Origin of the sequence: uncultured Thioclava sp., from assembly GCF_913064665.1 — a bacterium.
GTDB classification, from domain to species: Bacteria; Pseudomonadota; Alphaproteobacteria; order Rhodobacterales; family Rhodobacteraceae; genus Thioclava; species Thioclava arctica.
Genome location: NZ_CAJYBT010000004.1, coordinates 108,177 through 133,038 on the forward strand (window position 1 = coordinate 108,177; position 24,862 = coordinate 133,038).

General features: G+C 60.4%; 25 protein-coding genes. 8 read left to right on the forward strand and 17 right to left on the reverse strand.

Going from position 1 to position 24,862, the window contains the following annotated elements; all coding sequences use genetic code 11:
* Positions 1-2: 2 nt before the first annotated feature.
* Positions 3-1,187 carry an FAD-dependent monooxygenase gene (locus QZ571_RS02815; RefSeq protein ID WP_295531417.1) on the reverse strand — a complete coding sequence of 395 codons (1,185 nt, stop codon included), beginning with the start codon at positions 1,185-1,187 and terminating at the stop codon, positions 3-5.
* 94 nt (positions 1,188-1,281) lie between these two features.
* Entirely contained in the window at positions 1,282-1,704 is a 423-nt protein-coding gene (gene dksA, locus QZ571_RS02820; RefSeq protein ID WP_295531518.1) for an RNA polymerase-binding protein DksA, read from the reverse strand.
* A 237-nt stretch (positions 1,705-1,941) separates the two neighbouring features.
* Between dksA and QZ571_RS02825 the strand changes: the two genes are divergently transcribed.
* Complete coding sequence (locus QZ571_RS02825; protein WP_295531420.1) at positions 1,942-2,796, forward strand: MoxR family ATPase; 855 nt, start codon at positions 1,942-1,944, stop codon at positions 2,794-2,796.
* A gap of 12 nt (positions 2,797-2,808) precedes the next feature.
* Here QZ571_RS02825 and QZ571_RS02830 read toward each other — a convergent pair whose 3' ends face one another.
* The 9 genes from QZ571_RS02830 to QZ571_RS02870 form a co-directional block, all read right to left on the reverse strand.
* Positions 2,809-3,015, reverse strand: a complete 207-nt coding sequence (locus QZ571_RS02830; protein WP_295531424.1) for a hypothetical protein — start codon at positions 3,013-3,015, stop codon at positions 2,809-2,811.
* A gap of 14 nt (positions 3,016-3,029) precedes the next feature.
* On the reverse strand, positions 3,030-3,686 hold the full coding sequence (gene scpB, locus QZ571_RS02835; protein ID WP_295531427.1) for an SMC-Scp complex subunit ScpB: 657 nt from the start codon (positions 3,684-3,686) through the stop codon (positions 3,030-3,032).
* Positions 3,683-4,465, reverse strand: coding sequence for a ScpA family protein (locus QZ571_RS02840; RefSeq protein ID WP_295531430.1), 783 nt, complete (start codon positions 4,463-4,465; stop codon positions 3,683-3,685). Before QZ571_RS02840 ends, scpB begins: the two co-directional genes overlap by 4 nt.
* Positions 4,458-5,459, reverse strand: coding sequence for a beta-N-acetylhexosaminidase (gene nagZ, locus QZ571_RS02845; RefSeq protein ID WP_295531433.1), 1,002 nt, complete (start codon positions 5,457-5,459; stop codon positions 4,458-4,460). Before nagZ ends, QZ571_RS02840 begins: the two co-directional genes overlap by 8 nt.
* A complete protein-coding gene (locus QZ571_RS02850) occupies positions 5,459-6,502 on the reverse strand; it encodes an SPOR domain-containing protein (RefSeq protein WP_295531436.1) in 1,044 nt (347 codons plus the stop codon). Before QZ571_RS02850 ends, nagZ begins: the two co-directional genes overlap by 1 nt.
* Positions 6,503-6,558: 56 nt before the next feature.
* The gene (gene argS, locus QZ571_RS02855; protein WP_295531439.1) at positions 6,559-8,304 is read right to left on the reverse strand and encodes an arginine--tRNA ligase; all 1,746 of its coding nucleotides are present in this window, start codon (positions 8,302-8,304) and stop codon (positions 6,559-6,561) included.
* 295 nt (positions 8,305-8,599) lie between these two features.
* Complete coding sequence (locus QZ571_RS02860) at positions 8,600-8,914, reverse strand: hypothetical protein (protein WP_295531442.1); 315 nt, start codon at positions 8,912-8,914, stop codon at positions 8,600-8,602.
* Positions 8,915-9,067: 153 nt separating this feature from the next.
* Positions 9,068-9,184: a lipoprotein gene (locus QZ571_RS02865; protein ID WP_295531445.1), complete on the reverse strand. Its 117-nt coding sequence runs from the start codon at positions 9,182-9,184 to the stop codon at positions 9,068-9,070.
* Positions 9,185-9,194: 10 nt separating this feature from the next.
* Positions 9,195-11,018 carry an extracellular solute-binding protein gene (locus QZ571_RS02870; protein WP_295531448.1) on the reverse strand — a complete coding sequence of 608 codons (1,824 nt, stop codon included), beginning with the start codon at positions 11,016-11,018 and terminating at the stop codon, positions 9,195-9,197.
* 312 nt (positions 11,019-11,330) lie between these two features.
* Between QZ571_RS02870 and QZ571_RS02875 the strand changes: the two genes are divergently transcribed.
* The 4 genes from QZ571_RS02875 to QZ571_RS02890 all read left to right on the forward strand — a co-directional run bounded on the left by QZ571_RS02875 (position 11,331) and on the right by QZ571_RS02890 (position 15,702).
* Entirely contained in the window at positions 11,331-12,104 is a 774-nt protein-coding gene (locus QZ571_RS02875) for a 3-hydroxybutyrate dehydrogenase (protein ID WP_295531451.1), read from the forward strand.
* A gap of 108 nt (positions 12,105-12,212) precedes the next feature.
* The gene (locus QZ571_RS02880; protein ID WP_295531454.1) at positions 12,213-13,730 is read left to right on the forward strand and encodes a class I adenylate-forming enzyme family protein; all 1,518 of its coding nucleotides are present in this window, start codon (positions 12,213-12,215) and stop codon (positions 13,728-13,730) included.
* Positions 13,730-14,377: a DsbA family oxidoreductase gene (locus QZ571_RS02885; protein ID WP_295531457.1), complete on the forward strand. Its 648-nt coding sequence runs from the start codon at positions 13,730-13,732 to the stop codon at positions 14,375-14,377. The genes QZ571_RS02880 and QZ571_RS02885 overlap by 1 nt, the downstream gene beginning before the upstream one ends.
* Positions 14,378-14,484: 107 nt before the next feature.
* Positions 14,485-15,702, forward strand: coding sequence for a multidrug effflux MFS transporter (locus tag QZ571_RS02890; RefSeq protein ID WP_295531459.1), 1,218 nt, complete (start codon positions 14,485-14,487; stop codon positions 15,700-15,702).
* Between the two features lie 70 nt (positions 15,703-15,772).
* Here QZ571_RS02890 and mfd read toward each other — a convergent pair whose 3' ends face one another.
* Both mfd and QZ571_RS02900 read right to left on the reverse strand, forming a co-directional pair.
* Positions 15,773-19,216, reverse strand: a complete 3,444-nt coding sequence (gene mfd / locus QZ571_RS02895; RefSeq protein ID WP_295531462.1) for a transcription-repair coupling factor — start codon at positions 19,214-19,216, stop codon at positions 15,773-15,775.
* 42 nt (positions 19,217-19,258) lie between these two features.
* A complete protein-coding gene (locus QZ571_RS02900) occupies positions 19,259-19,792 on the reverse strand; it encodes a component of SufBCD complex (RefSeq protein ID WP_295531465.1) in 534 nt (177 codons plus the stop codon).
* Between the two features lie 162 nt (positions 19,793-19,954).
* Here QZ571_RS02900 and hemB point away from each other — a divergent pair, with 162 nt between their 5' ends.
* Together hemB and QZ571_RS02910 are read left to right on the forward strand one after the other, a co-directional pair.
* Positions 19,955-20,956, forward strand: coding sequence for a porphobilinogen synthase (gene hemB / locus QZ571_RS02905; protein ID WP_295531468.1), 1,002 nt, complete (start codon positions 19,955-19,957; stop codon positions 20,954-20,956).
* A 141-nt stretch (positions 20,957-21,097) separates the two neighbouring features.
* Positions 21,098-21,655 carry a YSC84-related protein gene (locus tag QZ571_RS02910; RefSeq protein WP_295531470.1) on the forward strand — a complete coding sequence of 186 codons (558 nt, stop codon included), beginning with the start codon at positions 21,098-21,100 and terminating at the stop codon, positions 21,653-21,655.
* 95 nt (positions 21,656-21,750) lie between these two features.
* On the opposite strand, the gene QZ571_RS02915 is transcribed toward QZ571_RS02910, so the two are convergent.
* The 4 genes from QZ571_RS02915 to QZ571_RS02930 form a co-directional block, all read right to left on the reverse strand.
* Complete coding sequence (locus QZ571_RS02915) at positions 21,751-22,359, reverse strand: lytic transglycosylase domain-containing protein (protein ID WP_295531473.1); 609 nt, start codon at positions 22,357-22,359, stop codon at positions 21,751-21,753.
* A 102-nt stretch (positions 22,360-22,461) separates the two neighbouring features.
* Entirely contained in the window at positions 22,462-23,019 is a 558-nt protein-coding gene (locus QZ571_RS02920; protein ID WP_295531476.1) for a helix-turn-helix transcriptional regulator, read from the reverse strand.
* Positions 23,020-23,026: 7 nt separating this feature from the next.
* A complete protein-coding gene (locus QZ571_RS02925; RefSeq protein WP_295531480.1) occupies positions 23,027-23,638 on the reverse strand; it encodes a cytochrome b/b6 domain-containing protein in 612 nt (203 codons plus the stop codon).
* A gap of 63 nt (positions 23,639-23,701) precedes the next feature.
* Positions 23,702-23,962 (reverse strand): PepSY domain-containing protein, encoded by a 261-nt coding sequence (locus tag QZ571_RS02930; RefSeq protein WP_295531483.1) that lies wholly within the window; start codon positions 23,960-23,962, stop codon positions 23,702-23,704.
* A gap of 280 nt (positions 23,963-24,242) precedes the next feature.
* Here QZ571_RS02930 and ssb point away from each other — a divergent pair, with 280 nt between their 5' ends.
* Positions 24,243-24,776 carry a single-stranded DNA-binding protein gene (gene ssb / locus QZ571_RS02935; protein WP_295531486.1) on the forward strand — a complete coding sequence of 178 codons (534 nt, stop codon included), beginning with the start codon at positions 24,243-24,245 and terminating at the stop codon, positions 24,774-24,776.
* Positions 24,777-24,862 lie beyond the last annotated feature (86 nt).

The following is a 24,862-nucleotide window of genomic DNA, read 5'->3' on the forward strand; positions in this document are numbered from 1 at the left end:
CGTTAGCCGCGGCGCGCCCCGGCCCCGTTTGTGACGTCATGCTCATAGATCCAGTCGAATCGAGCCACCAGTTTCTTAGGCGTAAAGCGAGACGCCGCGCGCATCGCCAGATGCCCAACCGTACGGGGCACACCAGTCAGGTGATAATTGCGCGCATTTTTGCTCGCCGCGTTGACGATACGCGCACAGCGATCATGGCGCGCCGCTTGATAGGCGGCAAATGCGACCTCATCGCTGTCATGCGTGGCCAACGCCTCGGCCAAGACCCAGGCATCTTCCAGCGCCATCACCGCGCCCTGCGCCAGAAACGGTAAGGTCGGATGCGCGGCATCGCCCAGAATAGCGGCGTGTTTGCCATACCAATGCTCGGCCACAGGGTGGCGGAACAGACCCCACAGGTTCACCTGCTCAACTTGCTCCAGCCAGCCTTTGACGGTGGGGCAGAAATCCTCAAACGCCACACGCAGGTTGATCGGATCATCCTCAAGCGCCCAGCTCTCCTCGACCCAGGAATGACGCTCTTCGACGGCGACAATATTGCGCAGGCCCCCGCCCAGCGGATAACTGACCAAATGGCGCTTGGCCCCCATGAAAACCTGCACCACATTGGGCGCATCCGGCGCACAGGGAATCAGCGCGCGCCACGCTACCTGATGGGTGAAGAACGGCGCGACCCGCCCGTTCAGCGCCTCGCGTAGCTTGGAATGCAGCCCATCCGCCCCGATCAAAAGATCGGCCTCATAGGTGGCCCCTTGCGCGGTTTGCAGACGCGGGCGATCGCCGCTCAGATTGATGCTGTCGATCTGTTGCAGCAGACGGATTTGCACGCCTGCGTCACGCGCGCCTTCCGCCAGCATCTCGATCAGGCGGGCACGGTGGATAAAATGATACTGCGCGCCGGGGCGCAACCGCGCCAGATCAAGGCGCGCCACCTGCCCGCCCGTTTCGCCATCCACCAACTGAACGGCCTCGGCGGTAGGCCCGGCCTGCGCCAGCGCATCGCCCAACCCAAGCGCGCGCAACACCCGCGCGCCATTGGGCGAGATTTGCAAGCCTGCGCCAACTTCACGGATCGCCTCGGCCTGTTCGAGTACCTCGACCTCGGCCCCACGCAAGGCCAGAGCGCGCGCCACGCTAAGCCCCGCGACCCCGCCTCCAAGCACCGTAACCTTGCGTCCGATCAGCATAATATACCCTTTTAAACGCGTTCACCGGCACCCTGCGGCACCGGTGAGATACTGTCTTTGCGCAATGTCAAATCTGCAACGCAAATGCGCCAGATCAATCGTCGCGATGAACCCGCTCGCGGCGCTCGTGCCTTTCTTGAGCCTCAAGCGTCATCGTGGCGATCGGGCGCGCATCCAGACGTTTCAACGAGATCGGCTCTCCGGTTTTTTCGCAATAGCCATATTCGCCATTCTCGATCCGGCGCAACGCGGCGTCGATCTTGCTGACCAGTTTGCGCTGCCGATCACGAGTGCGCAGTTCCAGCGCACGATCGGTTTCTTCGCTGGCACGGTCGGCGATATCGGGCACGTTGCGTGCCGATTCGGCCAATCCTTCAAGCGTCTCTGCGGAAAGCTCGAGCAATTCGGTCTTCCACGCCTGCAATTTCCGGCGGAAATATTCCATCTGCCGTTCATTCATGAAGGGTTCATCTTCGGCCGGACGGTAATCATCCGGTAGGAAGGTCTCTGCTTTCATCGCGGCCCTCTTTTCCGTGCCGGGCGTGCCACTTTGATCAAAATTTGCCATGTGCCACCACTCCTCGGGCGCTCCAATACCCCATGAAGATAGGGTTGTCACGTCTCCATTCACAGCTTCTCGCGCTTTGTCTCTCAAAATCTACGCTGCACTTGCGGCAGCAATTGGGCAGGGCTAGTTTGCGCCCCATTGGCGCAACATCCTTGCGCGCCTCCCCTCAGCCAAAGGCCGATCCCTGTGCAGTTCCAATCGACCGAAACCTATGTCGCCCCGCCAGATCTCAGCATTGCGGTGAATGCCGCCGTGGCGTTGCAACGCCCGCTTTTGGTCAAGGGAGAGCCCGGCACCGGCAAGACCGAACTGGCGCGTCAGGTGGCGGCGAGCCTTGGCATGGAGATGATCGAGTGGAACATCAAATCCACCACCAAAGCGCAGCAGGGCCTGTATGAATATGACGCCGTCAGCCGGTTGCGCGACAGCCAGCTCGGCCCGGGCCTTGGCGGCGAGCGCGTCAGTGACGTCAAAAACTACATCCGCAAGGGTAAGCTGTGGCAAGCGTTTGAGGCAGATCGCCGCGTCGTCTTGCTGATTGATGAGGTCGACAAAGCCGATATCGAGTTCCCCAACGACCTGCTGCAAGAGCTTGATAAGATGGAGTTTCATGTCTACGAAACAGGCGAAACCATCCGCGCTGCCCATCGCCCCGTGGTGATCATCACCTCAAACAATGAAAAAGAACTGCCCGACGCGTTTTTGCGCCGCTGTTTCTTTCATTACATCCGCTTTCCCGACCCGCAGGTGATGCGTCAGATCGTGGCCGTGCATTTCCCCGAAATCAAGGAACGCCTGTTGGCCGAGGCGTTGACGCAGTTTTACGAAATCCGCGAAACGCCGGGCCTGAAAAAGAAACCTTCCACCTCGGAAGTTCTTGATTGGCTTAAACTTTTGCTCGCTGAAGATCTGGACCCGGAAGACCTCAAACGCGACGGGGCCAACCTGCTGCCCAAGCTGCATGGCGCGCTGCTCAAGAACGAGCAGGATGTGCACCTGTTTGAGCGCCTCGCCTTCATGGCGCGCCGTCAGGGGCGCTAAGCGCGGCCTGCGTTAAAACCGCCGGGTGATGCGCGCAGCCTTGCGCGCGCGTTTTGTGGCGTCCCGCATTTGCTGGGACTGTGCACGCTCTTGCGGGGTCATCGACTTGGGCTGCTTGTCGCGATTTGAAACCATCGACATGCCTTTGTTGATCCCCCAATTGATCCCACGGCGCAGGAATATGCGGATGATCATATTGAAAATCTGGTTGAGGTTCATAGGATAAGCCCTTCTTAATCCTCAAAAAGTTCAGATTGACCCGTTTGCAGACCCTCTTCGTCGTCATCCTCGGAGGATGCGCCCGGGAGGGGGCGGTTGTCCAGCAAGCCCGCCGCGCGCAAGTCTTTGAGGCCGGGCAGATCGCGCGCACTTTCCAAGCTGAAATGGTCGAGGAACCCCTGCGTGACCACAAAGGTCACGGGCCGACCCGGGGTCATGCGACGCCGTCCAAAACGAATCCATTCCATCTCAAGCAGCTGATCAATCGTGCCACGAGACACCGCAACGCCCCGAATTTCCTCGATTTCTGCGCGGGTGACGGGCTGGTGATAGGCAATGATCGCGAGCGTTTCGATGGCGGCGCGGCTGAGTTTGCGCTCTTCAACCGTTTCCTTTTGCATCAAAAACGACAGATCGGGCGCGGTGCGCATGGCCCAGGCCTCGCCCACTTTAACGACCCGCACGCCGCGCCCTTCATAGCGTTTGCGCAGATGCACCAGCGCCTCGGCAGGGTCGCAGCCATGGGGCATACGCTCTTCCAACTCCTTGATGCGCACCGGTTCAGCGCTGGCAAACAACACCGCTTCGACCATGCGCTCCTGCTCGCCCATCGGAGGCGCTGCAAATAAGGATTTATCTTTTTCTTCTGGTGCTTGAGAGGCGTTATTCATGTTCTTTTCCGAATCGAAATGGGGTGAAACGTCTCAGATTGCCGGATCTCGATCTGACCTTGTTTCGCCATCTCCAACGAGGCTGCAAACGTCGCCGCCGTGGCCGATCTGCGCCGCTTTGGATCACTCTCCCAACTCTCGGGGAGAAAGCTGGTCAAATCCGCCCAATCGCCCGCAAATCCGATCAGGTTACGCAACCGATCCAGCGCCTCCTCCATCGTGTAAACATTCGTGCGATCAAAGGCATAGGGGCGAAACTCATCGCGCGTTCTGATCCGGGCATAGGCCTGCATCAAATCCATCAGCGAGGCGGTATAGGTCACTTTGCGCAGGCGCGCGACCTCTTCGCTGATCCCGCGCGCGAAAGTATCGCGCCCCAGCCGGTCACGCGCCATCAGCTGCGCTGCGGATTCGCGCATTGCTTGCAGGCGTTCCAACTGAAAGGCCAGATGAGCGGCCATTTCCTCGGCGCTCGGGCCTTCAGCCGTCGGGTCAGGCGGCAACAGAAGTCGCGACTTCAGAAAGGCGAGCCAGGCCGCCATCACCAAATAATCTGCCGCAAGTTCGATCCGTAACGCCTTGGCCTGCTCTACAAATTTCAGATATTGCTCGGCCAGTTGCAGCACCGAAATCTTGCGCAGATCGACCTTTTGCGTGCGTGAGAGATTGAGCAGCAAATCAAGCGGGCCTTCGAACCCGTCGACATCAATGATCAGCGCTTCGGCCTGAAGCCGGTCCGCCACGCTCTGGGCTTGAAAAAGGTTTTCGGGTTCAGCCATTCCCACCGCCGCTCATCAATGCTTCAAACTCAGCATCGAGAGCCGCCATGTCAACAGACTCTGGCAAAATACGCCGATCCAGCGCTGCCTCGGCGCGCGTTTGCGCCGCTGCACTCATCACAGGGGCGGCCAGCGCCACCTCTTCCATCGCGCCCATGTCGCCATTGCAATGTAACACCAGATCACAGCCCGCAGCGAGTGCCGCACGCGTGCGCGCCCCCGGCCCTCCCGACAGCGCCTCCATCCCGATATCATCGCTCATCAGCAGACCGTCAAAGCCGATCTCGTCGCGGATCAACCCGATCAAACGCGGGCTTTGCGTCGCCGGGGCACTATCAAGCGCGCTAAAGCGGATATGGGCCGTCATGCCCATCGGCAGATCGGCCAGCGCGACGAAGGGCGCGAAATCGGTTGCGCGCAGATCGTCAAGATCGGCCGCCACCTCGGGGAGGTGTTTATGGCTGTCCGCGACGGCACGGCCATGACCGGGGATGTGTTTGATCACCGGCAGAACCCCGCCCGCCAGCAGCCCGTCAGCCGTGGCGCGCGCATTGGCGACCACCTGATCGACAGTGTTGCCCAGACAGCGGTTGCGCAGAAACGTATGGGTCTCGGGAGCGGCCAGATCGCAGGTCGGTGCGCAATTCACGTCGATGCCAACCGCGCGCAGCTCATCCGCCATGATACGTGCACGCAGCCAGAAACTGCGCGGCGCGTTTTCGCCCGCCAGAACCGCCTGTTCGAGCGGGGGCAGCCATTCGCGCCAATGCGGCGCACGCAGGCGTTGCACCCGCCCACCTTCTTGATCAATCAGCACGGGCGCGTCACGCCCAACGGCTGCGCGCAAAGATGAAGTAAGCTGCGCAACCTGCTGAGGGTCTTCGATATTTCGCGCAAAAAGAATAAAACCCCAAGGATCGGCTTCGCGGAAAAAATCGCGCTCGTCCCGCGTCAGGAATGGCCCTTCACAGCCAAATATGACCGCGCCACCCATCAGCGCGCAACCGTTGGAATGCAGTTTTGCTGCTCGGCCTGCAGGGCCACGCAGAACTGGCGTGCCTCGGTCACATCGCTAAAACCGACAACCCGCAGGCGGTAGAAATCGCGCCCCCCCGAAGCGGCCTTCTGGATCACGCGCTGCTTGCCCTCCATCAAGGCCCCAAAGCGTTGTGCAGCACTGTCCCAAGCCGCCTTGGCATCGGCAGCCGTGTCAAACGCGCCAAGCTGCACCAGCCGCGTGCCGGCGCTCAGCGAGGCGGGGTCAAGATCGGTGACTTTGTTTTCCGCCGCCTGCCCGCTCATCGATCGGGTGACTGCCTGTTCCAGCGCCGCGGCAAGCAGGCTGTCACGCGCGGGCTTGGGCAAGGGGCGCGGCGAGACGGCGACGCCGGGCACCGAGGCCGGGATCACATCGGGCGTTGCCTGCAGGGCGACCTCTTGAGGGCGCAGTTCCGGGATTTCGGGGCTCGCAGCGCCGGGCTCGACAGGAATATCAAGCTGGGGCGTGGGGGCATCTTCGGTTGCGGGCAGCGCAACTGCGGCCTGAATAAGCGCATCCTCAGAAGCGGCCAGCGACGGCCCTTGTTGCGCAGGTCCCGCCATCGGCGCATCAGCGGCCCCGATCTGCTGGGTCATCTCGCCCATCGGCAAATCTTCATTGCTGAGCCCTTCGGGCGCGGGCGCAAGAACCACGCGATCGGGGGCCGGCGCGGCAGAGCCGGTGCCTGCCACATCATTCACCGCCAAACCCGTATGACGCGCCAATTCTCCGCCCGGGTCTTCGGGGGCAATCCGCGCAGGCCCGTCGATTGCGCGGATCACCGGCACACCGTTCAGATCGCGCATCGCCAGCTTATAGCCCCAAACCACCAACCCCATGATCATCACAACCGAGGTTGCCGCCCCCGCCAGATTGACCCAGCGCGACATCGCGCGCCCGTTGCGCGGTGCCATTTCCGGATCAGTGGGATGTGTTTGATACGGCGCCTGCGCGCCATAGCCATAGGCCCCGCCATTGCGGTCGTCGTAAGCTGCCATGCTCATCGCCTCGCCGCCGGTTGCCCGGCTGTTACTGCCTGTCCCGGCGGCGTGCTTTAGCGCATCTCTTCAGCCGGGGTCACGCCAAGAATAGCAAGACCTGAGGAAATAACAACGGCACAGGCACGCGCGAGGGCGATTTTCGCCGACGATGCGGCCTCATCGCCCTCTTGCAGAAAGCGCAGGGACGCATCGTCATGGCCGCGGTTCCAAAGGCTGTGCAGATCCGACGCCAGATCGTAGAGATAAAACGCTACGCGATGGGGTTCGTTCGCGCGCGCGGCGACCTCGACCAGACGCGGCCATTCGGCAATCTTTTTGACCAGTGAGAGCTCTGCCTCGTGCAAGTCGGTGGAAAGTTCCGCCTTGGCCAAGCGCGCATCTGACATATCCCAACCAGCCTCGGCAGCCTTGCGCAGCACCGAACAGACCCGCGCATGGGCGTATTGCACGTAGAAAACCGGGTTGTCCTTGGATTGCTCAAGCACTTTGGCGAAATCGAAATCCAGCGGCGCATCGTTTTTACGCGTGAGCATGTGGAACCGGGTCACGTCCGCGCCCGCCTGCTCGACCACATCGCGCAGGGTTACGAAGGTGCCCGCGCGTTTTGACATCTTGAAGGGCTCGCCATTCTTGAACAGCTTCACCAACTGGATCAGCTTGATATCAAGCGTCACACGCCCCTCGGACAGTGCCGCAACGGCCGCTTTCATCCGTTTGACATAGCCACCGTGATCGGCGCCAAACACGTCGATCAGCAGATCGAAGCCACGTTCGATCTTGGTCCAGTGATAGGCAATATCGGGAGCAAAATAGGTCCAAGCCCCATCCGATTTCTTCACCGGACGGTCCACGTCATCGCCAAACTGCGTCGAGCGGAACAGCGTTTGCTCACGCTCCTCCCAATCCTCGGGCAGCTTGCCTTTCGGGGGCTCGAGCACGCCTTCATAGATCAGACCGAGATCCTGCAAGCGCTTGAGCGCTGCCTCGATCTGGCCCGTGCCATAAAGCGATTTCTCGGAATAAAAGACATCCATTTTCACGCCCAGAGACGCCAGATCGCCGCGGATCATTTCCATCATCGCTTCGGTCGCGAAACTACGCAAATCGACCAGCCAGACCTCCTCGGGCTTATCCAGCAGATCGCGACCATATTTCGCCTTGATCGCCTCGCCCACCGGGATCAGGTAATCGCCCGGATAAAGCCCTTCACGGATTTCCGGTTCAAGACCGCAGGCCTCGCGATACCGCTCGTAAGCGGAACGCGCCAGCACATCGACCTGCGCGCCACCATCGTTGATGTAATATTCGCGCGTGACGTCATAGCCCGCGAAATCCAAGAGGCTCGCCAAGGCATCGCCAAACACCGCGCCGCGCGTGTGCCCGACATGCATCGGGCCCGTCGGGTTGGCCGAGACATATTCGACATTGACCTTGACGCCCTGCCCCAGATCCGAGCGCCCATAGGCAGCGCCCGTTTGCACGACATTGCGCGTCAAATCAGACCAAAGCGTGGGCGCAAGGCGCAGGTTGATAAAGCCCGGCCCGGCCACATCGGCGCTCAGAATGCGCGCATCCGCAACCAGCTTGGCCGCAAGCGCCTCGGCAATCTCGCGGGGTTTGCGGTTGGCAGGCTTGGCCAACACCATCGCTGCATTGCTCGCCATATCGCCATGCAGCGCATCGCGCGGCGGCTCTACAGCAACATTGGCAAAATCGAGCCCCTCAGGCAGAGCGCCCTCAGCAACCATCACATCAAGTGCCGCGATCACCGCCGCACGAATATCGGAAAACAGGTTCATATCATTCGTCCTTACTTGCGTTCTCCCCTGCCAGAGCCCGCGCATAAGGTCAATGGCAGCGGGCGCACCGCCCGGATGCAAGCCTCATCCACCCAACGATATTGCGCCAACGCAAGATACGCCCGCCCTCCCCATTTCCAAATTCTCGAAATATCCCGGGGGGCCCGGAACGGGCGGGGGCAGCGCCCCCTTTCTTACCCGTTAATTGTCGCCATCCAGCGACGGGGGCAGCGCCCCCTACTTATCCGCCGATTATCGCCACCCCGTGATTGGGGGCAGCGCCCCCTATGCGCGCTCAATCGTCACCGAAATGCTTGTCGTCGTCGGATTCATCCTCGCCCTCAGAGACGTATTTCGCCGAAAGCAGGATCGAGTGGCTGTCATGGGTCGGGTCCATCACCACATCAGATGGCAATTCGCCGCGCAGCCATTCGACCACTTCTTCGCGCGCTTCCACCGGCTCCTGCTCGGTCAGCTCGGCAATATAGCGCAGGAAGGCGCGCTGATCGCCGTCGATCTCATCCAGCGCCGCTTCCTCCGCCTCGGGCCAGCGATCCATGATCGCCTCGTAAAACGCAGCCCAGTTTTCCTCAATGTGATGCCATTTCATAGCGAGCTCTCCTCGTGGTCACGCATCTTATGCAGACGCGCCTCCTTCATGACAAAGGATCGCGCGCCCTCGGTTTCAAGGCAAAAGGAATTTTGACCTTAGGGGGTTCCGTCACGGCAATGTTAAATTGCCTGATTTGACGCTTGGGCGCGCCTACAACCAGCCCTGCACCTGACGTGCCCCTCCGGAAATATCATCTCCAACGCCCGCAACTGTATTGCACCCTGCCAATGCCGCTGCCAGCGCAGCCAGAAGGATCAGCTTTTGCATCGTCCTGCTCCTATTGTCCTGTTTTGTTATTATACCACCAAACATCGGGCGCAAAGCCCGGCCAAGCTCCGTATAGCGGCGTTTTGTCCGGGTAGTGAAGCGCCTTGATATGGGCAATGCGATCTTTGGGCGCATACCAGATCGGGATGACATAACGCCCCGCCGTGAGGATACGATCCAGCGCGCGGGTGGCAGCGACGAAATCCTCGTGGCTGCGCGCGTTTAGCATGGTGTCGATCATCGCCTCGGCGGCGGGAGACTTCATGCCCATCCAGTTGCGCGTGCCTTGTTCGGTGACGCCTTTATGGCCCCAATACAGCATCTGCTCATTGCCCGGAGACAGCGACAGCGCGCGCCAATACCACGCCATATCAAAATCATAGGCGTTGGTGCGCTGGGTATATTGCGCATCATCAATCACCGTGACCTTCGGGAATATCCCAAGACGTTTGAGCGATTGGGTATAGATATCAACAATGCTTTGCTGCTGCGCCGCGCCTTGTTGCAACACGATCTCAAAGCTAAAGGGCTGCCCGTCTTTCTTCAGCACACCACTATCGTCAACCTTCCAGCCTGCCTCATTGAGTAGCTTCGCCGCGTCGCGCATATTCTTGCGGTTGCGCGTGCTGCCATCGCTTTGAGGCAGGGAATAGCCCTCGATGACGCCGGGCAGCAGCGTGTCTTTGAACGGCGCAAGCAGGTCGAGAACCTTGCCGCTTGCAGCGTCATGCGTCATGCCCAGTTCGGAATTTGAGAAATAGGACGCGATCCGCGGCTCGGCCCCGCCATTGATCGTCTTGTTGATGAACTCGAAATTGAACGCATCAATCAGCGCCTGACGCACCCGCCAATCGGCAAAAAGCGGGTTGCGGGTGTTCATCACCAACCCCTTGATCCCCGAGGGGCGACCGTTGGGGATTTCCGATTTCACGACCTCCCCCGAGGTCACCGCCGGAAAGTCGTAATTGCGCGCCCAATCGGCGGCGTTATCCTCGATATAGCTGTCGGTCGCGCCGCCCTTGAAGGCCTCAAACACCACACCGCCATCGCCGAAATAATCATAGCGCAGCGTGTCGAAATTGTTGCGCCCCTTATTGAAGCCCAGATCGCGCCCCCAATAGTCGGGATTGCGCTTGAGGGTGATGTATTTCCCCTGATCGACCTTTTCGATCACATAAGGGCCCGACCCAATCGGCGCGAGATCGGTGGTGTTGGCGAAATCACGCCCCTCCCACTGCTTTTTCTCCAGCACCGGGCGCATCCCCATCAGCAGCGCCAACTCGCGATCGGGTTCGGTAAAGGTGAACTTCACCGAGCGTGGCCCAGTCTGCTCCATCTTGGCAACCTTTGACCAGGCGGTCTGGTAGCGCGGGTGGCCCTGCGTGCCCAGCGTCTTATAGCTCCACATCACGTCCGCGACGGTGACCGGATTGCCGTCGGAAAATTTCGCCTCAGGGCGCAGGGTAAATTCGACCCAAGTGCGCGCCTCATCGGTTTTAATGGACTGCGCGAGTAGCCCATAGAGCGTGAAGGGCTCATCCATCGAGCGCCCCATCAGCGATTCGGAAACATAGCGCGCGATTCCCTCGGCGGGGCGGCCGTTCAAGATCCAGGGGTTGAGCGAATCAAAACTGCCCGCCACCCCGAATCGATAGGTGCCCCCTTTGGGCGCATCGGGGTTGGCATAGGGCAAATGGTCGAATCCCGGCGCCAGTGCGGGGGCCCCATACATCGCAATCGCATCTTGCGACTCAGCAACCGCATTTTGCGCAAGGATTGGGCTGAACCCCAAGGCTAGCACGCCTAAAGCGCGGAAAAACACCGATCTCGCCATCGAAACAATCCCTCTTCTGCCCGTATTTTATGTCGCCAAGCTAGCGAGACGATTGAAAGGGCGCAAACTTTTCCCTTGGAGAGAGGCGCTGCATTGCTTATAAGAGACTCACTGCTCGATAGGTTTCTTGCCTGTATGAAACCTGCCTCATGACTTGACGCCCGCCTTGTGCGGGCGTTTTTTTTAACATCCCTCAAATTTCCGTAATCGCAGGCTATCGCGATCACATCCTTTTGCGCGCGCCGCATGGTATTCGCCCGCAGCGCACGCCATGATCGCGGCGAAATCCAGAATCACTACGCAGGAGGGGATATGTCGCTTCAGGGAAAAACCGCCGTCATCACAGGGTCGAATTCGGGAATCGGGCTTGGAGTCGCGCGCGAATTGGCACGCGCGGGCGCCGATGTCGTGCTGAATTCGTTCACGGATCGCCCAGAGGATCACCAGCTTGCCACCGATCTGGGCGCGGAGTTTGGCGTCACGGTGCGTTATATCCAAGCCGATCTGTCCAATGGCGAGCAGGCGCGCGCGCTGATCGAACAGGCCGGGCGTTGCGATATTCTGGTCAACAATGCCGGTATCCAGCATGTCGCCCCGATCGAGTCCTTCCCGGTCGCGACATGGGATCGCATCATCGCGATCATGCTCACCTCGGTCTTTCACACCACCGCCGTCGCGCTGCCGATGATGCGCAAGGCCGGCTGGGGACGCGTGGTGAATATCTCATCTGCGCACGGTCTGACCGCCTCGCCCTATAAATCGGCCTATGTGTCGGCCAAGCATGGCGTTGTCGGCTTTACCAAGGTCACGGCGCTGGAAACAGCCAAGGAAGACATCACCGCGAACGCGATTTGCCCGGGCTATGTAAAAACCCCGCTGGTCGAGGCGCAAATCCCTGATACGGCCAAAGAATACAACATGACCGAGCAAGAGGTGATCGAGCAAGTGATCCTCGCGCGCCAGCCCTCCAAGCAATTCGCCACGACCGAGCAAGTGGGCGGCACGGCCGTGTTCCTGTGCTCGGATGCAGCGGCACAGATCACCGGCACCACGATCTCGATCGATGGCGGCTGGACGGCGCTTTAGGCAAAGAGCGGCTGGGGGACGCTATCAGCCTCCCCCGGGATATTTGCGCAAATTCGAAGGGGCTATTTCGCACTTGTTCGACCTGCATCTGCGCCCTAGCTAGGCGCCATGACATCTGAAATCTTTTCTCCGGCTTTGCCACCACCGCCGCACGCGTTCAATATGGCGGCGCATGTTCTGGCCGCGGGTGCGCTGACGCCCGATAAGCTGGCGATGCAGATCGTGGGGCCTTCGGGGGCGCAGCGCTGGTCTTATGCGCGTCTGATTGCGGCGGTGCGCGGCGCGGGCACGTTGCTGTTGCAGGCAGGTTTAGTGCCCGGTGATCGGCTGGTGTTGCGGCTGGGAAACGGGCCGGAATTTCCGGTGGCGTTTCTGGGCGCGATTGCGGCGGGTCTGGTACCGGTGCCCAGTTCGGCGCAATTGACGCGGGATGAGATCACCAAGCTCGCGCGCGATCTCGATCCGGCGGCGGTGATTGCCTCGCAGGGGGTCGCGCTGCCCGATCATCCGGCGCGGGTGATTGACGCGCAAACATTGCGCAAAGCGCACGACGCCCCGCCTTGCGATTTTGCAATGGGCGATCCCAGTCGGCTTGCCTATATGATTTTCACCTCAGGCACCGGTGGTCAGGCGCGTGCGGTGATGCATGCCCATCGCGCGATCTGGGCGCGCCAGATGATGTTTGACGGCTGGTATGGCTTGGGCAAACAAGACCGACTGATGCATGCGGGCGCGTTCAACTGGACCTATACGCTGGGCACCGGGCTAATGGACCCTTGGACCGTGGGCGCGACCGCGTTGATCCCGGCTGAGGGCGTTGAACCGCGCAGCCTGCCGCTGTTGATGAAGCGCTTTGATGCAACGATTTTCGCCGCAGCGCCGGGGATTTATCGCCAGATTCTCAAGCATCACGACCATCTCGATTTACCGCATCTACGCCACGGACTAAGCGCCGGAGAGGCTTTGCCCGATTCCACCCGCGCGGGATGGAATGAATCAACTGGCACCAAAATTTACGAAGCTTTGGGCATGTCGGAATGCTCGACCTTCATCTCGGACAGCCCCGCGCGCCCTGCCCCGCCCGGCACGACAGGCTATGCCCAAACCGGCCGCCACATCGCGGTTTTGAATGAGCAAGGCCAGCCGGTTGCGCGCGGCACGCCGGGCATGTTGGCGATTCATCACAGCGATCCGGGGTTGTATTTGGGCTACTGGAATGCGCCGGAGGAAAGCGCTGCGCGGCGCGTGGGCGCATGGTTTCTGACGGGCGACACGGTTGCGATGGCCGAGGATGGCGCGATCACCTATCTTGGGCGCAGCTATGATATGCTCAATGCGGGCGGGTTTCGTGTCTCACCCCTTGAGATCGAAGAGGCGATGGCAGGATGCCCGGATGCGGGCGAGGTCGCCGCCATCGAGATTGACCTGCGCGCCGATGTCAGTGTGATCGCGCTGGCCTATACCGGCAGCGCCACGCACGATCAGCTGGCAACGCATGCCCAAACCTGTCTGGCGCGCTATAAGCAACCCCGCCTGTTTCGCCATTTCGACAGTTTGCCCCGCAATCGTAACGCCAAATTGCTGCGCAAAGAGATTCGCGCTATCTGGACGCAAGGAGATATATGATGATCCCGCTTGATATTTTCGCCGATCCGGTGTGCCCGTGGTGTTTGATTGGCAAGGCGCGGCTGGATAACGCGCTTGCGGCGCGTCCCGGACATCCGTTCGTGATCAGCTGGCAGCCGTTTCAACTGAACCCGACCATGCCAGCCGAGGGCATGTCGCGCGCCGATTACCTGCAAGCCAAGTTCGGCCAAGACGGCGCGGTGAAAATGCATGTGCAACTGCTGGAAATCGCGCAGGCCGAGGGGATTGATTTCCACCCCGAGCGTGTGACCCATCAGCCCAATACGCGCGACGCGCATCGCCTGCTGTATTGGGCGGGGATTGAGCATGCCCAAGGCGCAGTGATGGAGGCGCTATTGAGCGCGCATTGGCGCGAGGGGCGCGATATTTCCGATTCTGCGACGCTGTGTGAGATCGCGCGCGCAGCGGGAATGGATGGCGATTTGACAGCGCGGTTGCTGGCGTCAGATGCCGATCTCGACACCATTGCCAACAAAGAATCCCACGCCCGCCAACGCGGTATTTCTGCAGTGCCGACCTTTATCGTGGCCGAGCGTCACGTCGTGTCGGGCGCGCAGCCCACGGATCTGTGGATCAAGGTCATTGATGAGTTAAGCAGCGCCCCGCCCGAGGCGACGCAACATTAACCCGCCTCCGCGTGAGCGCACAGGGGGCTGCGCGCGCCCCCCTCTGGCCTTTGGTGCGTATCGCTGTATTTTGTTCACTCTCACCCTTTGCGCAAAGCTCCCATCCCATGTCTCAAACGTCCGGCGCGCCCACTGCGCGCTCTCCCTTGTCGCTGCCGGAATTGACGGTGATGCTGGCCTCGCTCACCGCGACGGTGGCGTTTTCCATCGACGCGATGATGCCCGCCCTGCCCCAGATCGCCGCCGAGCTAAGCCCCGATGCGATCAACCGCGCGCAGCTTGTGCTGACAGCTTTCGTGTTGGGCATGGGGGTGGGCACGCTGTTTGCCGGGCCGATCTCGGATGCGATCGGGCGCAAGCTTACGATTGCGGGCGGTATCGCTATTTATATCGTGGGGGCGTTGATGGCGGCGCATGCGCAATCCCTTGAGGCGTTGCTGATCGCGCGCGTGGTGCAAGGGCTTGGCGCTGCAGCCCCCCGGATCACGGTGATGGCGCTGGTGCGCGACCTGTTTGCGGGGCGCGAAATGGCGCGGGTGACCTCGTTCATCATGATGATTTTCATTCTGGTGCCTGCGGTTGCGCCCTCGGTCGGGGCGATGATCATTTCATTTTATGGCTGGCGCGGCGTGTTTTGGGCCTTCATCGTGTTCGGGCTGATCGGCGTAAGCTGGCTTTGGCTGCGCCAACCCGAAACGCTGGCGCCGGAGAACCGTCGCCCGCTGAGCGTCTCCAAACTCAGCGCGGCAGCGCGTGAGGTGCTCGCCCATTATGAGGTGCGCATCTATATCGTGACGATCACGCTGGGTTTTGGGCAGATGTTCGCGCTACTTTCCTCGGCGCAACAGCTTTATGCCGCGCATGGTGTGACCGACACCTTCCCGATGTGGTTTGCGATGGGGGCCCTGCTGGCGGGCACGGGGTCGGTGTTTAATGCGCGCTACGTGATGCGGCTGGGCATGCGCAAGATCGTCAAGGCAAGCTATATCATGCAGATCATCGTCTCGAGTGTGATGCTGGTGCTGGTGCTGACCGGGCTGACTGCGGGCGCATCCGGCCTGCCGCTGGTCTTTCTGTATACCGTCAGCGTGTTCTGGATGGCGGGCGTTACCTTTGGCAATCTCAATGCGCTGGCGCTGGAGCATATGGGCCATATTGCGGGCATGGCGGCCTCAATTGTCACCGCGATTTCCACGGTGGGGGCTGTGCTGATTGCGGCCCCCGTGGGTCTGTTGTTCAACGGCACGGCGCTACCCATCGTGATTGCGACGCTTATCTGTTCCAGTCTTGCCTGGTGGTTGATCCGCAAGACGCAAACGAGCTGACGGGCACGCGTTTGGCCGGGCTTGGGATGCCTCCGGCGGGAGTATTTCGGGCTAGATGAAAGGGCGCGGTTTAGGCCTTTTTCTTCTCGGACTGGATGACCTTTTCGGCCAGATCGCGGGCAATCGCGAAGGCGCCTTTGATCTTGTCCTTATCCGATTTCCAATCGCGCCGGATCACCAGTTTATTGTCTTTGACCTTCGCCAGATCGCGCTGCGCGGTGAGGTAATCCACCAGCCCTGCGGGGTCGGGGAATTTGTCATTGTGAAACTGCACCGTCGCGCCCTTGGGGCCCGCGTCAAGCTTGGCGATCTGCGCGCGTTTGCACATCGCCTTGATGCGCATCACCAGCAAGAGCGTGTTGACCTCTTTTGGCAGCGTGCCGAACCGGTCGATCAGCTCGGCGGCAAAGCCTTCGAGTTCGACCTTGGTGGTCAGACTTGAGAGGCGGCGATAGAGGCCAAGGCGGATGTCGAGATCGGGGATGTAGCTGTCGGGGATCATCACCGGCACGCCGAGATTGATTTGCGGCGACCAGTCGCCATCGCCGGTCTCGGTCAGCTCGCCCGATTTCAGCTTGGCAATCGTTTCTTCCAGCATCGCTTGATACAACTCGTAGCCGACTTCCTTGATATGGCCCGATTGTTCTTCGCCCAGCAGATTGCCTGCACCGCGCAGATCGAGGTCTTGCGCGGCCAGATTGAACCCCGCGCCAAGGCTGTCGAGCGAGCCAAGCAGCCGCAGCCGCTTTTGCGCTTGTGGCGTCAGCGGGCTGCGCGGTTTCGTTGTAAGGTAGCAATAGGCACGCGTCTTGGCGCGCCCGACGCGGCCCCGGATCTGGTAAAGCTGGCTGAGGCCGAACATGTCGGCACGATGCACAATCATCGTGTTGGCGGTCGGAATATCCAGTCCGCTTTCCACGATGGTGGTCGCCAGCAGCACGTCATATTGCCCATCGTAAAAGGCGTTCATCCGGTCATCCAGCTCGCCCGCCGCGAGCTGCCCGTGGGCGACGAGATATTTCACCTCGGGGATGTGGGTTTTCAAGAAATCCTCAATTTCAGGAAGATCGGAAATCCGGGGAACGACGTAGAAACTTTGCCCGCCGCGATAATGTTCGCGCAGCAAGGCCTCGCGCAGCGTGACCGTGTCAAACTCCGACACATAGGTGCGGATCGCAAGGCGGTCGACGGGCGGCGTGCCGATGATCGACAGGTCGCGCACGCCGGTCAGCGACAGTTGCAAGGTGCGCGGGATCGGCGTGGCGGTCAGCGTCAATACATGGATTTCCGAGCGCATATCTTTCAGCCGTTCTTTATGCTGAACGCCGAAATGTTGTTCCTCATCAATAACTAACAGGCCAAGGTTGTGGAACTTCACCGATTTTGCCAGCACCGCATGGGTGCCGATCACGATATCGACGCTGCCGTCGGCCAAGCCTTGACGCGTGGCGGCCGCCGCCTTGGCCGAGACAAACCGCGACAGGGGGCGCACGCTTAGCGCGGTGGCGCGAAAGCGTTCAGCGAATGTCTTGTAATGCTGACGCGCGAGCAAAGTCGTGGGTGCGATCACCGCCACCTGCATGCCCGATTGCGCCGCGACAAAGGCCGCGCGCATCGCCACCTCGGTCTTGCCAAAGCCGACATCGCCCACGATCAATCGGTCCATCGGCGTGCCCGATTTCAGATCTTCCACGACATCTTCGATGGCCGACATCTGATCGTCGGTCTCGGTATAGGGGAAGCGCGCCGCGAAAGCCTCCCATTCGTGATGGGGCACCTCAAGGAGCGGGGCGGTGCGCAAATGACGCTCGGCGGCGATGCGCATCAGCTTATCCGCGATCAGGCGGATACGCTCTTTCAGCTTGGCCTTTTTCGCCTGCCAAGCGCCGCCGCCAAGACGATCAAGAAGCCCCTCCTCATGGCCATAGCGGCTGAGCAGTTCGATATTCTCGACCGGCAAATACAACCGATCCCCGCCCGCATATTCCAGCAACACACAATCATGAGGCGCGCCCAGTGCGGGCACGGTTTCGAAGCCCTTGTAGCGCCCGACCCCGTGATCGACATGCACCACCAGATCGCCGGGGCTGAGCGAGCCATGCTCGGTCAGGAAATTCTCGGCCTTGCGCTTGCGCTTGGGCTTACTGACAAGGCGTTCGCCCAGAACGTCTTGCTCAGAAATCACCGTCAGATGGCGGTCCTCAAAGGGCGCTTCAAAGCCCTCATCCAGCGGCCAGACCGTCAGGTTCACGCCATCGCCAATGCCACGTGCATCCGAGATCAGCTTGGCGCCCGCCACCCCTTCATCTTCCATCAACCCTTTGAGGCGTTCACGCGCGCCCTCAGACCAGCTGGCAATGACCACCGGGCCGCGCGCCAATCTTGCCTGAACATGATCCTTCAAAGCGCTAAAAAGGCTTAGGTTTTCAACTTGACGCTCGGGGGCGAAATTGCGCCCGATCCGCCCACCTGCATCCAGCACACCGGGACCGGGCGGGGCCGAGATCACCTGCAGGCGCAACACACGCCGAGGTGCAAGCGTGGCCGCCCACGCATCGGGATCAAGATAAAGCAGCTTGGGCGGCGCGGGTTTGTAGACGGAATCCAGACGGTCGCGGCGCGTCATTGCCTCGCGCCGGGTGTCATATTGATCCGCGATCCCTTCCCAGCGGCTTTGCTGGGCCGGGCCGGTCTGATCGTCCAGCATCACCGCGGCGTCGGGAAGATAGTCGAACAATGTCTCGAGCCGGTCGTGGAAGAAGCCCAGCCAATGCTCCATCCCGGCATGTTTGCGCCCGACTGAAACCGCCTCGTAAAGCGGATCATCCGCACCGCCCGCGCCAAATTCCACACGATAATTCTGGCGAAACCGCGCGATCGAGGGCTCATCCATCAGCACCTCGCTGACAGGGGCCAATTCGATCCCGGGCAGCTTTTGCGTGGTGCGCTGGCTGACCGGATCAAAGCCGCGCGCGTCATCAAGCACATCGCCAAACAGATCAAGGCGCACCGGGCCGCCTTCGCCGGGCGGGAAAATGTCGATGATGCCGCCACGCAGCGCGTAATCGCCGGGCTCGGACACGGTCGAGGCTTGCGAGAACCCCATCCGCACAAGGAAATCACGCAACGCCGCCTCGTCGATGCGCTGACCGACACGGGCGCTGAAACTTGCTCCTTGCAGCACTTCACGCGCGGGCACGCGTTGCATCGCGGCTGACAAAGTGGTGAGCAAAACAAACGGGCCCGGCATGCCCGCGCCCAAAGCTGCCAGCGTCGCCATGCGCGTGGCCGAGATATCGGGATTGGGCGAGACGCGGTCATAGGGCAGACAATCCCAAGCCGGGAAATCCAGCACCACCGCATCGGGTGCGAAAAACGCCAAGGCCGCGCGCATCGCCGCCAATCGGCGATCGTCGCGCGCAATATGAATGACCGGGCGACCCTTGCCCAGTTCGCGCGCGATCAGCGCGGCGTCATAGCCCTCGGGGGCGCCAGAAAGTATAAATTGTTCCATGCTCTTGCGAGGTATCCGCCCAGCCCGTCATGTCAAGCCCGCTTAGAACAGCGCCGAAAAACGCAAGTTCTGAAACATGCCCCAAAACGAGGTTACAATGATGGCTGCGATCCCGATGGCCTGCACCCAAACACGGTGACGCGACAGCGCGCGGATCACCAGATCAGAGCCAAGACCATCGCCCGATTGTGCGCACAACCGATGCGCCAGACTCATGCTAAGCGCAAAGACCGCGCTCAACGGCAGTGCAAACAGAAACACGGCCTGCGCAATTTCGGCACCGTAGAAAAACCCGGTAAAGCCCAGAAAACTTAGCAAGAACGGGAGGACAATCGCGATTGCAACGCCTGCATCCGCCCAGATGACATTCAGTCGGCGCGCATTGATCAGGGTCAGGGTTACCAGATCGTTCTCGGCTTGCGCCCCTTTGCGACGCGCCCGCCCCACCATGTCCCACGGAACCCCCAGCACCCAATGCGAGGCCGAAGACCACACGACAGCCAACGCGATCCAATACCAAAGATTGGAAAAACTGCGCATGTCGATTAATTTCGCGATAATCTCGAAGATGTTCACGCGCGCCCCTCTCTGTTGCCCGAATGCCCAGACGTGCTTGTCTAGACCAGCCGGAGCGCAAGAAAAAGATGCAAAGCCGCATCGCGAAGGCGGGTGTTGCGCGCATGCTTGATTGCGCGCGCTATCCGTGGCACCTCCATAGCGACCATTACGGAGCACAAGATGACGCCGATCCTGCCGCCTTTCCCCCATTCCCGCCTGCGCCGTTTGCGGCGAACCCCTGCCTTGCGCGATCTGGCACAGGAAAACCGGTTGAGCGTGAAAGACCTGATCTGGCCAATCTTCATCACCGATGTGGCGGGGGCCGATGTCGAAGTTCCCTCAATGCCGGGCGTGTTTCGCCACACGCTTGAGGGGGCCGTGCGCGCCGCTGAGGGGGCTGCGCGCCTTGGTATCCCCGCAATTTGCCTGTTTCCCTATACCGATCCGGCGGTAAAAACCGAAGGCTGCGAAGAAGCCTGGGACCCCGAAAATATCACCAACCGCGTGATCCGAGCGATCAAGGCGGCGGTGCCAGAGATCGCGATCATGACCGATATCGCGCTCGATCCCTATAACGCGAACGGCCATGACGGGCTGGTGCGCGATGGCGAGATCATCAATGATGAAACCGTTGAATGCCTTGTGCGAATGGCGATCGCGCAGGCCGATGCGGGGGCTGATATTCTGGGCCCTTCGGATATGATGGATGGACGGATCGGTGCGATGCGTGCCGCCCTTGAGACCAGTGGGCATCGCGATGTCACGATCCTCAGCTATGCGGCGAAATACGCGAGCGGGTTTTACGGGCCGTTTCGCGATGCGGTGGGGGCAAGCGGCGCGCTCAAGGGTGACAAGAAAACCTATCAGATGAACCCCGCCAACGCCGATGAGGCAATCCGGCTGGTCGCGCGCGATCTCGCCGAGGGCGCGGATATGGTGATGGTCAAGCCTGGAATGCCCTACCTTGATATTTGCCGCCGCGTGAAAGACCAGTTCGGCGTGCCGACCTATGCCTATCAAGTGTCGGGCGAATACGCGATGGCGATGGCGGCGGTGCAAAACGGCTGGCTCGATCATGATCAGATCATGATGGAAAGCCTGATGTCGTTTCGCCGCGCGGGCTGTGACGGAGTGCTGACCTATTTCGCGCCAAAGGCGGCGAAACTCTTGGCCAATCTCTAGGCAGGGTTTCGCCACAAAGGCGTGAGATGTATCAAGAAGAAGTGACATTGTGGGTTGCATACCCTATAATTTGTGTCAGTCGGTCAGAATAAGACCGTTTCGGCCCGATCATAGCGGGCATATGAGCGGAGCAGAACGAACATGACGAAACTTTCCAGACGGTCGCTTCTGGCGATGGGCGGCGCAGGGCTGACGCTGGCAGCTTGCGGCAATGGCATTGGCAATACTGGCGCAGTCCAGCTTGACGCGCGCGTCGATGCGACGCGCAGCTTTTTGCTGAACAAATATCCCGGCACCCGAGAACTTGAACAAAAAGCGGTTGGCGTTTTGTGGATGCCCCTGATGACCGAGGCGGGCTTTGGCTTTGGCGGTTCGTATGGGCGTGGTGCGCTGCGCATCAACAATGTGACGGTCGATTATTACTCGGCAGCATCGGCCAGCTTTGGGTTTCAAATCGGCGCACAGCAATATGCCCATGCGCTGTTCTTCATGACCCCCGAGGCTCTGGCGGGCTTCCGCAAATCGGATGGCTGGCAACTTGGGGCAGATGCACGCTATGCGCTGCCCGATGGAGGTGGTGCGGTGAATGCCTCGACGCTGACCTCGACCGCGCCGGTGATTGCGCTGGTCTTTGGCCAATCCGGCTTGATCGCAGGCGCCTCATTGGCTGGCACGAAGTACACACGAATTATCCCATGATTTCAGCCCCTTAGGGCGCGTCCTTAACGCAAAACATTAAGAAAGCCCCGCAAGACTTTGACTTGCGGGGCTTTTCTTTAATTCGACGCTAGGCTTCAGCCGCCAAGAATAACGCTGACGTAGTTTTTGGTCTCTTGATAGGGCGGCACGCCGCCATGTTTCTGCACCGCCTCCGGTCCGGCATTATAAGCCGCCAAGGCCAAACGCCAGCTACCAAAGCGGTCATACATCATACGCAAATAGCGCGCGCCGCCTTCCAGATTTTGTGCCGGATCACGCGGATCAACCCCCAGCTTTGCAGCGGTCGCAGGCATCAACTGCGCCAGACCATGCGCGCCAGCATGTGAGCGCGCCGAGGGGTTCCAGCCACTTTCCTGCTGCACGAGGCGCAAGAACAGATTTTCAGGGATGCTGTGGCGTGCGGCTGCGGCTTTGGCAATGCTGAAATATTGCCCGCGATATTTACCGCTGTAACTGGGCGCGGTTTCACTGCCTGCACTGGCCAGTTTTTTCGCCCCCGGCTGCAGGCGTGTGGAATGCTCGTATTGCTGCGCGCCGCGCGTATCAAGAATGTGCAATTGATTGCGAAACAACATCGTGCGCGACTTCGAAGAGTTTGCGCTTAGACGCAAGCCCTCGGCCTGCGCGATCATTGGACTTACGATCACCGCAGCCCCCAAAATCGCCCCGATAAACCTACGCATCGGCCACCCTTACGTTCACCACCCCAGTGTTCTCTGCCTTGCACTATAGGCGAGGACGCCAAAAGTTAAACCAAAAGCGATATTTGATCGGCGAAGACTCGCCTACGAACTGCCCCGTGCGGGATCTTTTGCAAGCTGTTGCCGCGTTGCATCATCTTCCAAGGGGCCGTTGAACAGGTCTTCGACAAAGACCGAAACGAGCTGCGCACGCCCCGAAACGCCAGCCTTGCGATAGAGCGCATTCAACTGCGATTTCACCGTCGCCTCCGAAGATCCGCGCAAACCAGCCGTTTCGGCGATGGAAAATCCCTTGATCGTAAAGCCCGCAACATCGGCCTCGGCCGCCGTCAGCCCCCAGCTTGAGAACTGATCGCTCATCAGCTGCGCCATTGCCCCCCGCGCCACCGAAATCGCGCGATCTGCGATCGCCTGACGGCGCAGCAACGTCCAAAGCACGCGGGCCTCGACTACGATTGCCGCAACCAAACCAAGATTGGCGAACAGCTCGATATTGAGATGCCCGGTGAAATGCCCGGCATCACGATAATCGCCGAGAACATCCATAAAGAACACAAAATTGCACCCCGCCTGCACCACGATCAACGCAGCCAACCCGGCTTCTTTTGTCCAAAGCGTCAGGCGCGCGCGTGTGACTGCCATACCTTTGTTACCTTTCGTCACGCCGGAAATCTTTTCTGCCCGTGATCATTGCGCGCGCGAGATTGACCCGCAAGCGAAGGCTTTCGTAGATCACGGCAGCAATATGGGCTGCAATCGAAAACTCGGCCCAGTTCACAGCAATTTCATGCAGATCTTTGGGCCATTTAACCCCCCAATAGGCATCGGTTGTCATCAGCCACCCCGAACCAGCGATCACCAAAAGCGTCACCAGCAGGTTATAGATCATCAACGCGCCAAGGGGCGAGTGCCCGATATGGGCGTGGCGGCGCCCGGTCGCCATGTCGCGCAGCTGGCTGAGCGCGCCTGCAGCCGAGGGCGGAAAGTCGCGAAAGCGCGCATGGCGAGAGCCAAACACCCCCCAAAGGATACGCGCGCCGACCAGCCCGGCGATGCTATAGCCAATCCAATGGTGCAAATCATGCTTGGGCGAAGTGAAAAACGCATTGGCCACAAACAACGCCGCGACGGACCAATGAAACAGGCGCACGAACGGGTCCCAGACGCGGTGACTGGTCTGGGTTTTGGTGTCAGAGTCGGGTCTGGAACCGGGGCGGTCGAGCGCGGTAATCTCGCTGAAAACGGCATCTTTCTGGGCCATGGCGGCACTCTCCTAACAGGGGATGGGGGTGGGCCGGGATATCCCCGGCCCAAGTAAAAGCGATCAGTTATTGTCGCCTTTGTGCTGCACCTGCTTGAGGGTCTTGTTGTCGAAATACATCTCCATCCGCTTGCCATCCTTGAGCGCGTAAACCTCGATCAACCCGCCCTCCATTTCCATCCGGCGCAGCTTGTAGCCTTGCGCGCTCAGCTGGGTCTGGAGCGCTTTCTCTTTAGCCGGATCGACCCTGCTTTCGGCCATCGCGGGCAGGCTCGAAGCGGCGGCAATCAACATGGCTGCAGCGATCAGGGTGTAGTTTTTCATTGGCTCAATTCCTCATGTCAGCGCCGGTGCGGGACCATCCCGAACCGGTGGGGCCGATCTGGCCCCGGGCGCTGACAGCCTCTATCGGAGGAAGGATGGAGAGCGGGGGCAAAGCCGGCCATCCAACCAAAGGTGCACGCGGAAATCTGCCGTATTTCGCACCCAAGCAGCGGGAAGCTGCCCCTACCCTCTGGGGCATGGCTGCTTTATACCAATGCGAACTTATTCAGAATCGCCGCGCCTCAGGACAAGCGCGGCTCACATCACGCGGGAGGTGCGCATGGCAGGCAGCGTCAACAAGGTCATTTTAATCGGCAATCTAGGGCGCGACCCCGAGGTGCGGACCTTTTCCAATGGCGGCAAAGTGTGCAATCTGCGCATCGCCACCTCGGAAACCTGGCGCGACAAATCCAGCGGCGAGCGCAAGGAGCGCACCGAGTGGCATTCCGTCGCGATCTTCTCGGAACCGCTGGCCAAGGTGGCCGAGCAATATCTGCGCAAAGGCTCGAAAGTTTACATCGAAGGCCAGCTTGAGACGCGCAAATGGCAAGATCAATCCGGTCAGGATCGCTATTCGACCGAGGTCGTCCTGCGCCCCTATTCCAGCACCTTGACCATGCTCGACGGCCCCTCTGGCGGTGGTTCAGGCGGGGGTGATGGCGGCGGCTATGGCGGACCGTCCTCGGGCGGCGGCGGCGGCGGGCGCGATGATGGTGGCTATGGTGGCCCGTCAAGCGGTGGGTCGTCCTCGGGTGGACCGTCCTCAGGTGGCGGTGGTGGCCGCTCTGACTTTGACGACGAAATTCCGTTCTGATCCAAAAGGGGGCCACGTGCCCCCTTTTTTTAATGCGCAGCGCATTGCGACGCGGCATCTATCTTGTGTCTTGACCGATCCTCTTT

Excerpts from the sequence above, each read along its gene's own strand:
- QZ571_RS02870 (WP_295531448.1), bottom strand. The coding sequence starts at position 11,018 with ATGGCGAGATCGGTGTTTTTCCGCGCTTTAGGCGTGCTAGCCTTGGGG.
- QZ571_RS02875 (WP_295531451.1), top strand. The coding sequence starts at position 11,331 with ATGTCGCTTCAGGGAAAAACCGCCGTCATCACAGGGTCGAATTCGGGA.
- QZ571_RS02925 (WP_295531480.1), bottom strand. The coding sequence starts at position 23,638 with ATGGCCCAGAAAGATGCCGTTTTCAGCGAGATTACCGCGCTCGACCGC.
- QZ571_RS02850 (WP_295531436.1), bottom strand. The coding sequence starts at position 6,502 with ATGGCAGCTTACGACGACCGCAATGGCGGGGCCTATGGCTATGGCGCG.
- ssb (WP_295531486.1), top strand. The coding sequence starts at position 24,243 with ATGGCAGGCAGCGTCAACAAGGTCATTTTAATCGGCAATCTAGGGCGC.
- QZ571_RS02930 (WP_295531483.1), bottom strand. The coding sequence starts at position 23,962 with ATGAAAAACTACACCCTGATCGCTGCAGCCATGTTGATTGCCGCCGCT.
- QZ571_RS02885 (WP_295531457.1), top strand. The coding sequence starts at position 13,730 with ATGATCCCGCTTGATATTTTCGCCGATCCGGTGTGCCCGTGGTGTTTG.
- QZ571_RS02815 (WP_295531417.1), bottom strand. The coding sequence starts at position 1,187 with ATGCTGATCGGACGCAAGGTTACGGTGCTTGGAGGCGGGGTCGCGGGG.
- QZ571_RS02915 (WP_295531473.1), bottom strand. The coding sequence starts at position 22,359 with ATGCGTAGGTTTATCGGGGCGATTTTGGGGGCTGCGGTGATCGTAAGT.
- argS (WP_295531439.1), bottom strand. The coding sequence starts at position 8,304 with ATGAACCTGTTTTCCGATATTCGTGCGGCGGTGATCGCGGCACTTGAT.
- QZ571_RS02860 (WP_295531442.1), bottom strand. The coding sequence starts at position 8,914 with ATGAAATGGCATCACATTGAGGAAAACTGGGCTGCGTTTTACGAGGCG.
- QZ571_RS02910 (WP_295531470.1), top strand. The coding sequence starts at position 21,098 with ATGACGAAACTTTCCAGACGGTCGCTTCTGGCGATGGGCGGCGCAGGG.
- hemB (WP_295531468.1), top strand. The coding sequence starts at position 19,955 with ATGACGCCGATCCTGCCGCCTTTCCCCCATTCCCGCCTGCGCCGTTTG.
- QZ571_RS02890 (WP_295531459.1), top strand. The coding sequence starts at position 14,485 with ATGTCTCAAACGTCCGGCGCGCCCACTGCGCGCTCTCCCTTGTCGCTG.
- QZ571_RS02865 (WP_295531445.1), bottom strand. The coding sequence starts at position 9,184 with ATGCAAAAGCTGATCCTTCTGGCTGCGCTGGCAGCGGCATTGGCAGGG.
- dksA (WP_295531518.1), bottom strand. The coding sequence starts at position 1,704 with ATGAAAGCAGAGACCTTCCTACCGGATGATTACCGTCCGGCCGAAGAT.
- mfd (WP_295531462.1), bottom strand. The coding sequence starts at position 19,216 with ATGGAACAATTTATACTTTCTGGCGCCCCCGAGGGCTATGACGCCGCG.
- QZ571_RS02830 (WP_295531424.1), bottom strand. The coding sequence starts at position 3,015 with ATGAACCTCAACCAGATTTTCAATATGATCATCCGCATATTCCTGCGC.
- scpB (WP_295531427.1), bottom strand. The coding sequence starts at position 3,686 with ATGAATAACGCCTCTCAAGCACCAGAAGAAAAAGATAAATCCTTATTT.
- nagZ (WP_295531433.1), bottom strand. The coding sequence starts at position 5,459 with ATGGGTGGCGCGGTCATATTTGGCTGTGAAGGGCCATTCCTGACGCGG.
- QZ571_RS02880 (WP_295531454.1), top strand. The coding sequence starts at position 12,213 with ATGACATCTGAAATCTTTTCTCCGGCTTTGCCACCACCGCCGCACGCG.
- QZ571_RS02920 (WP_295531476.1), bottom strand. The coding sequence starts at position 23,019 with ATGGCAGTCACACGCGCGCGCCTGACGCTTTGGACAAAAGAAGCCGGG.
- QZ571_RS02840 (WP_295531430.1), bottom strand. The coding sequence starts at position 4,465 with ATGGCTGAACCCGAAAACCTTTTTCAAGCCCAGAGCGTGGCGGACCGG.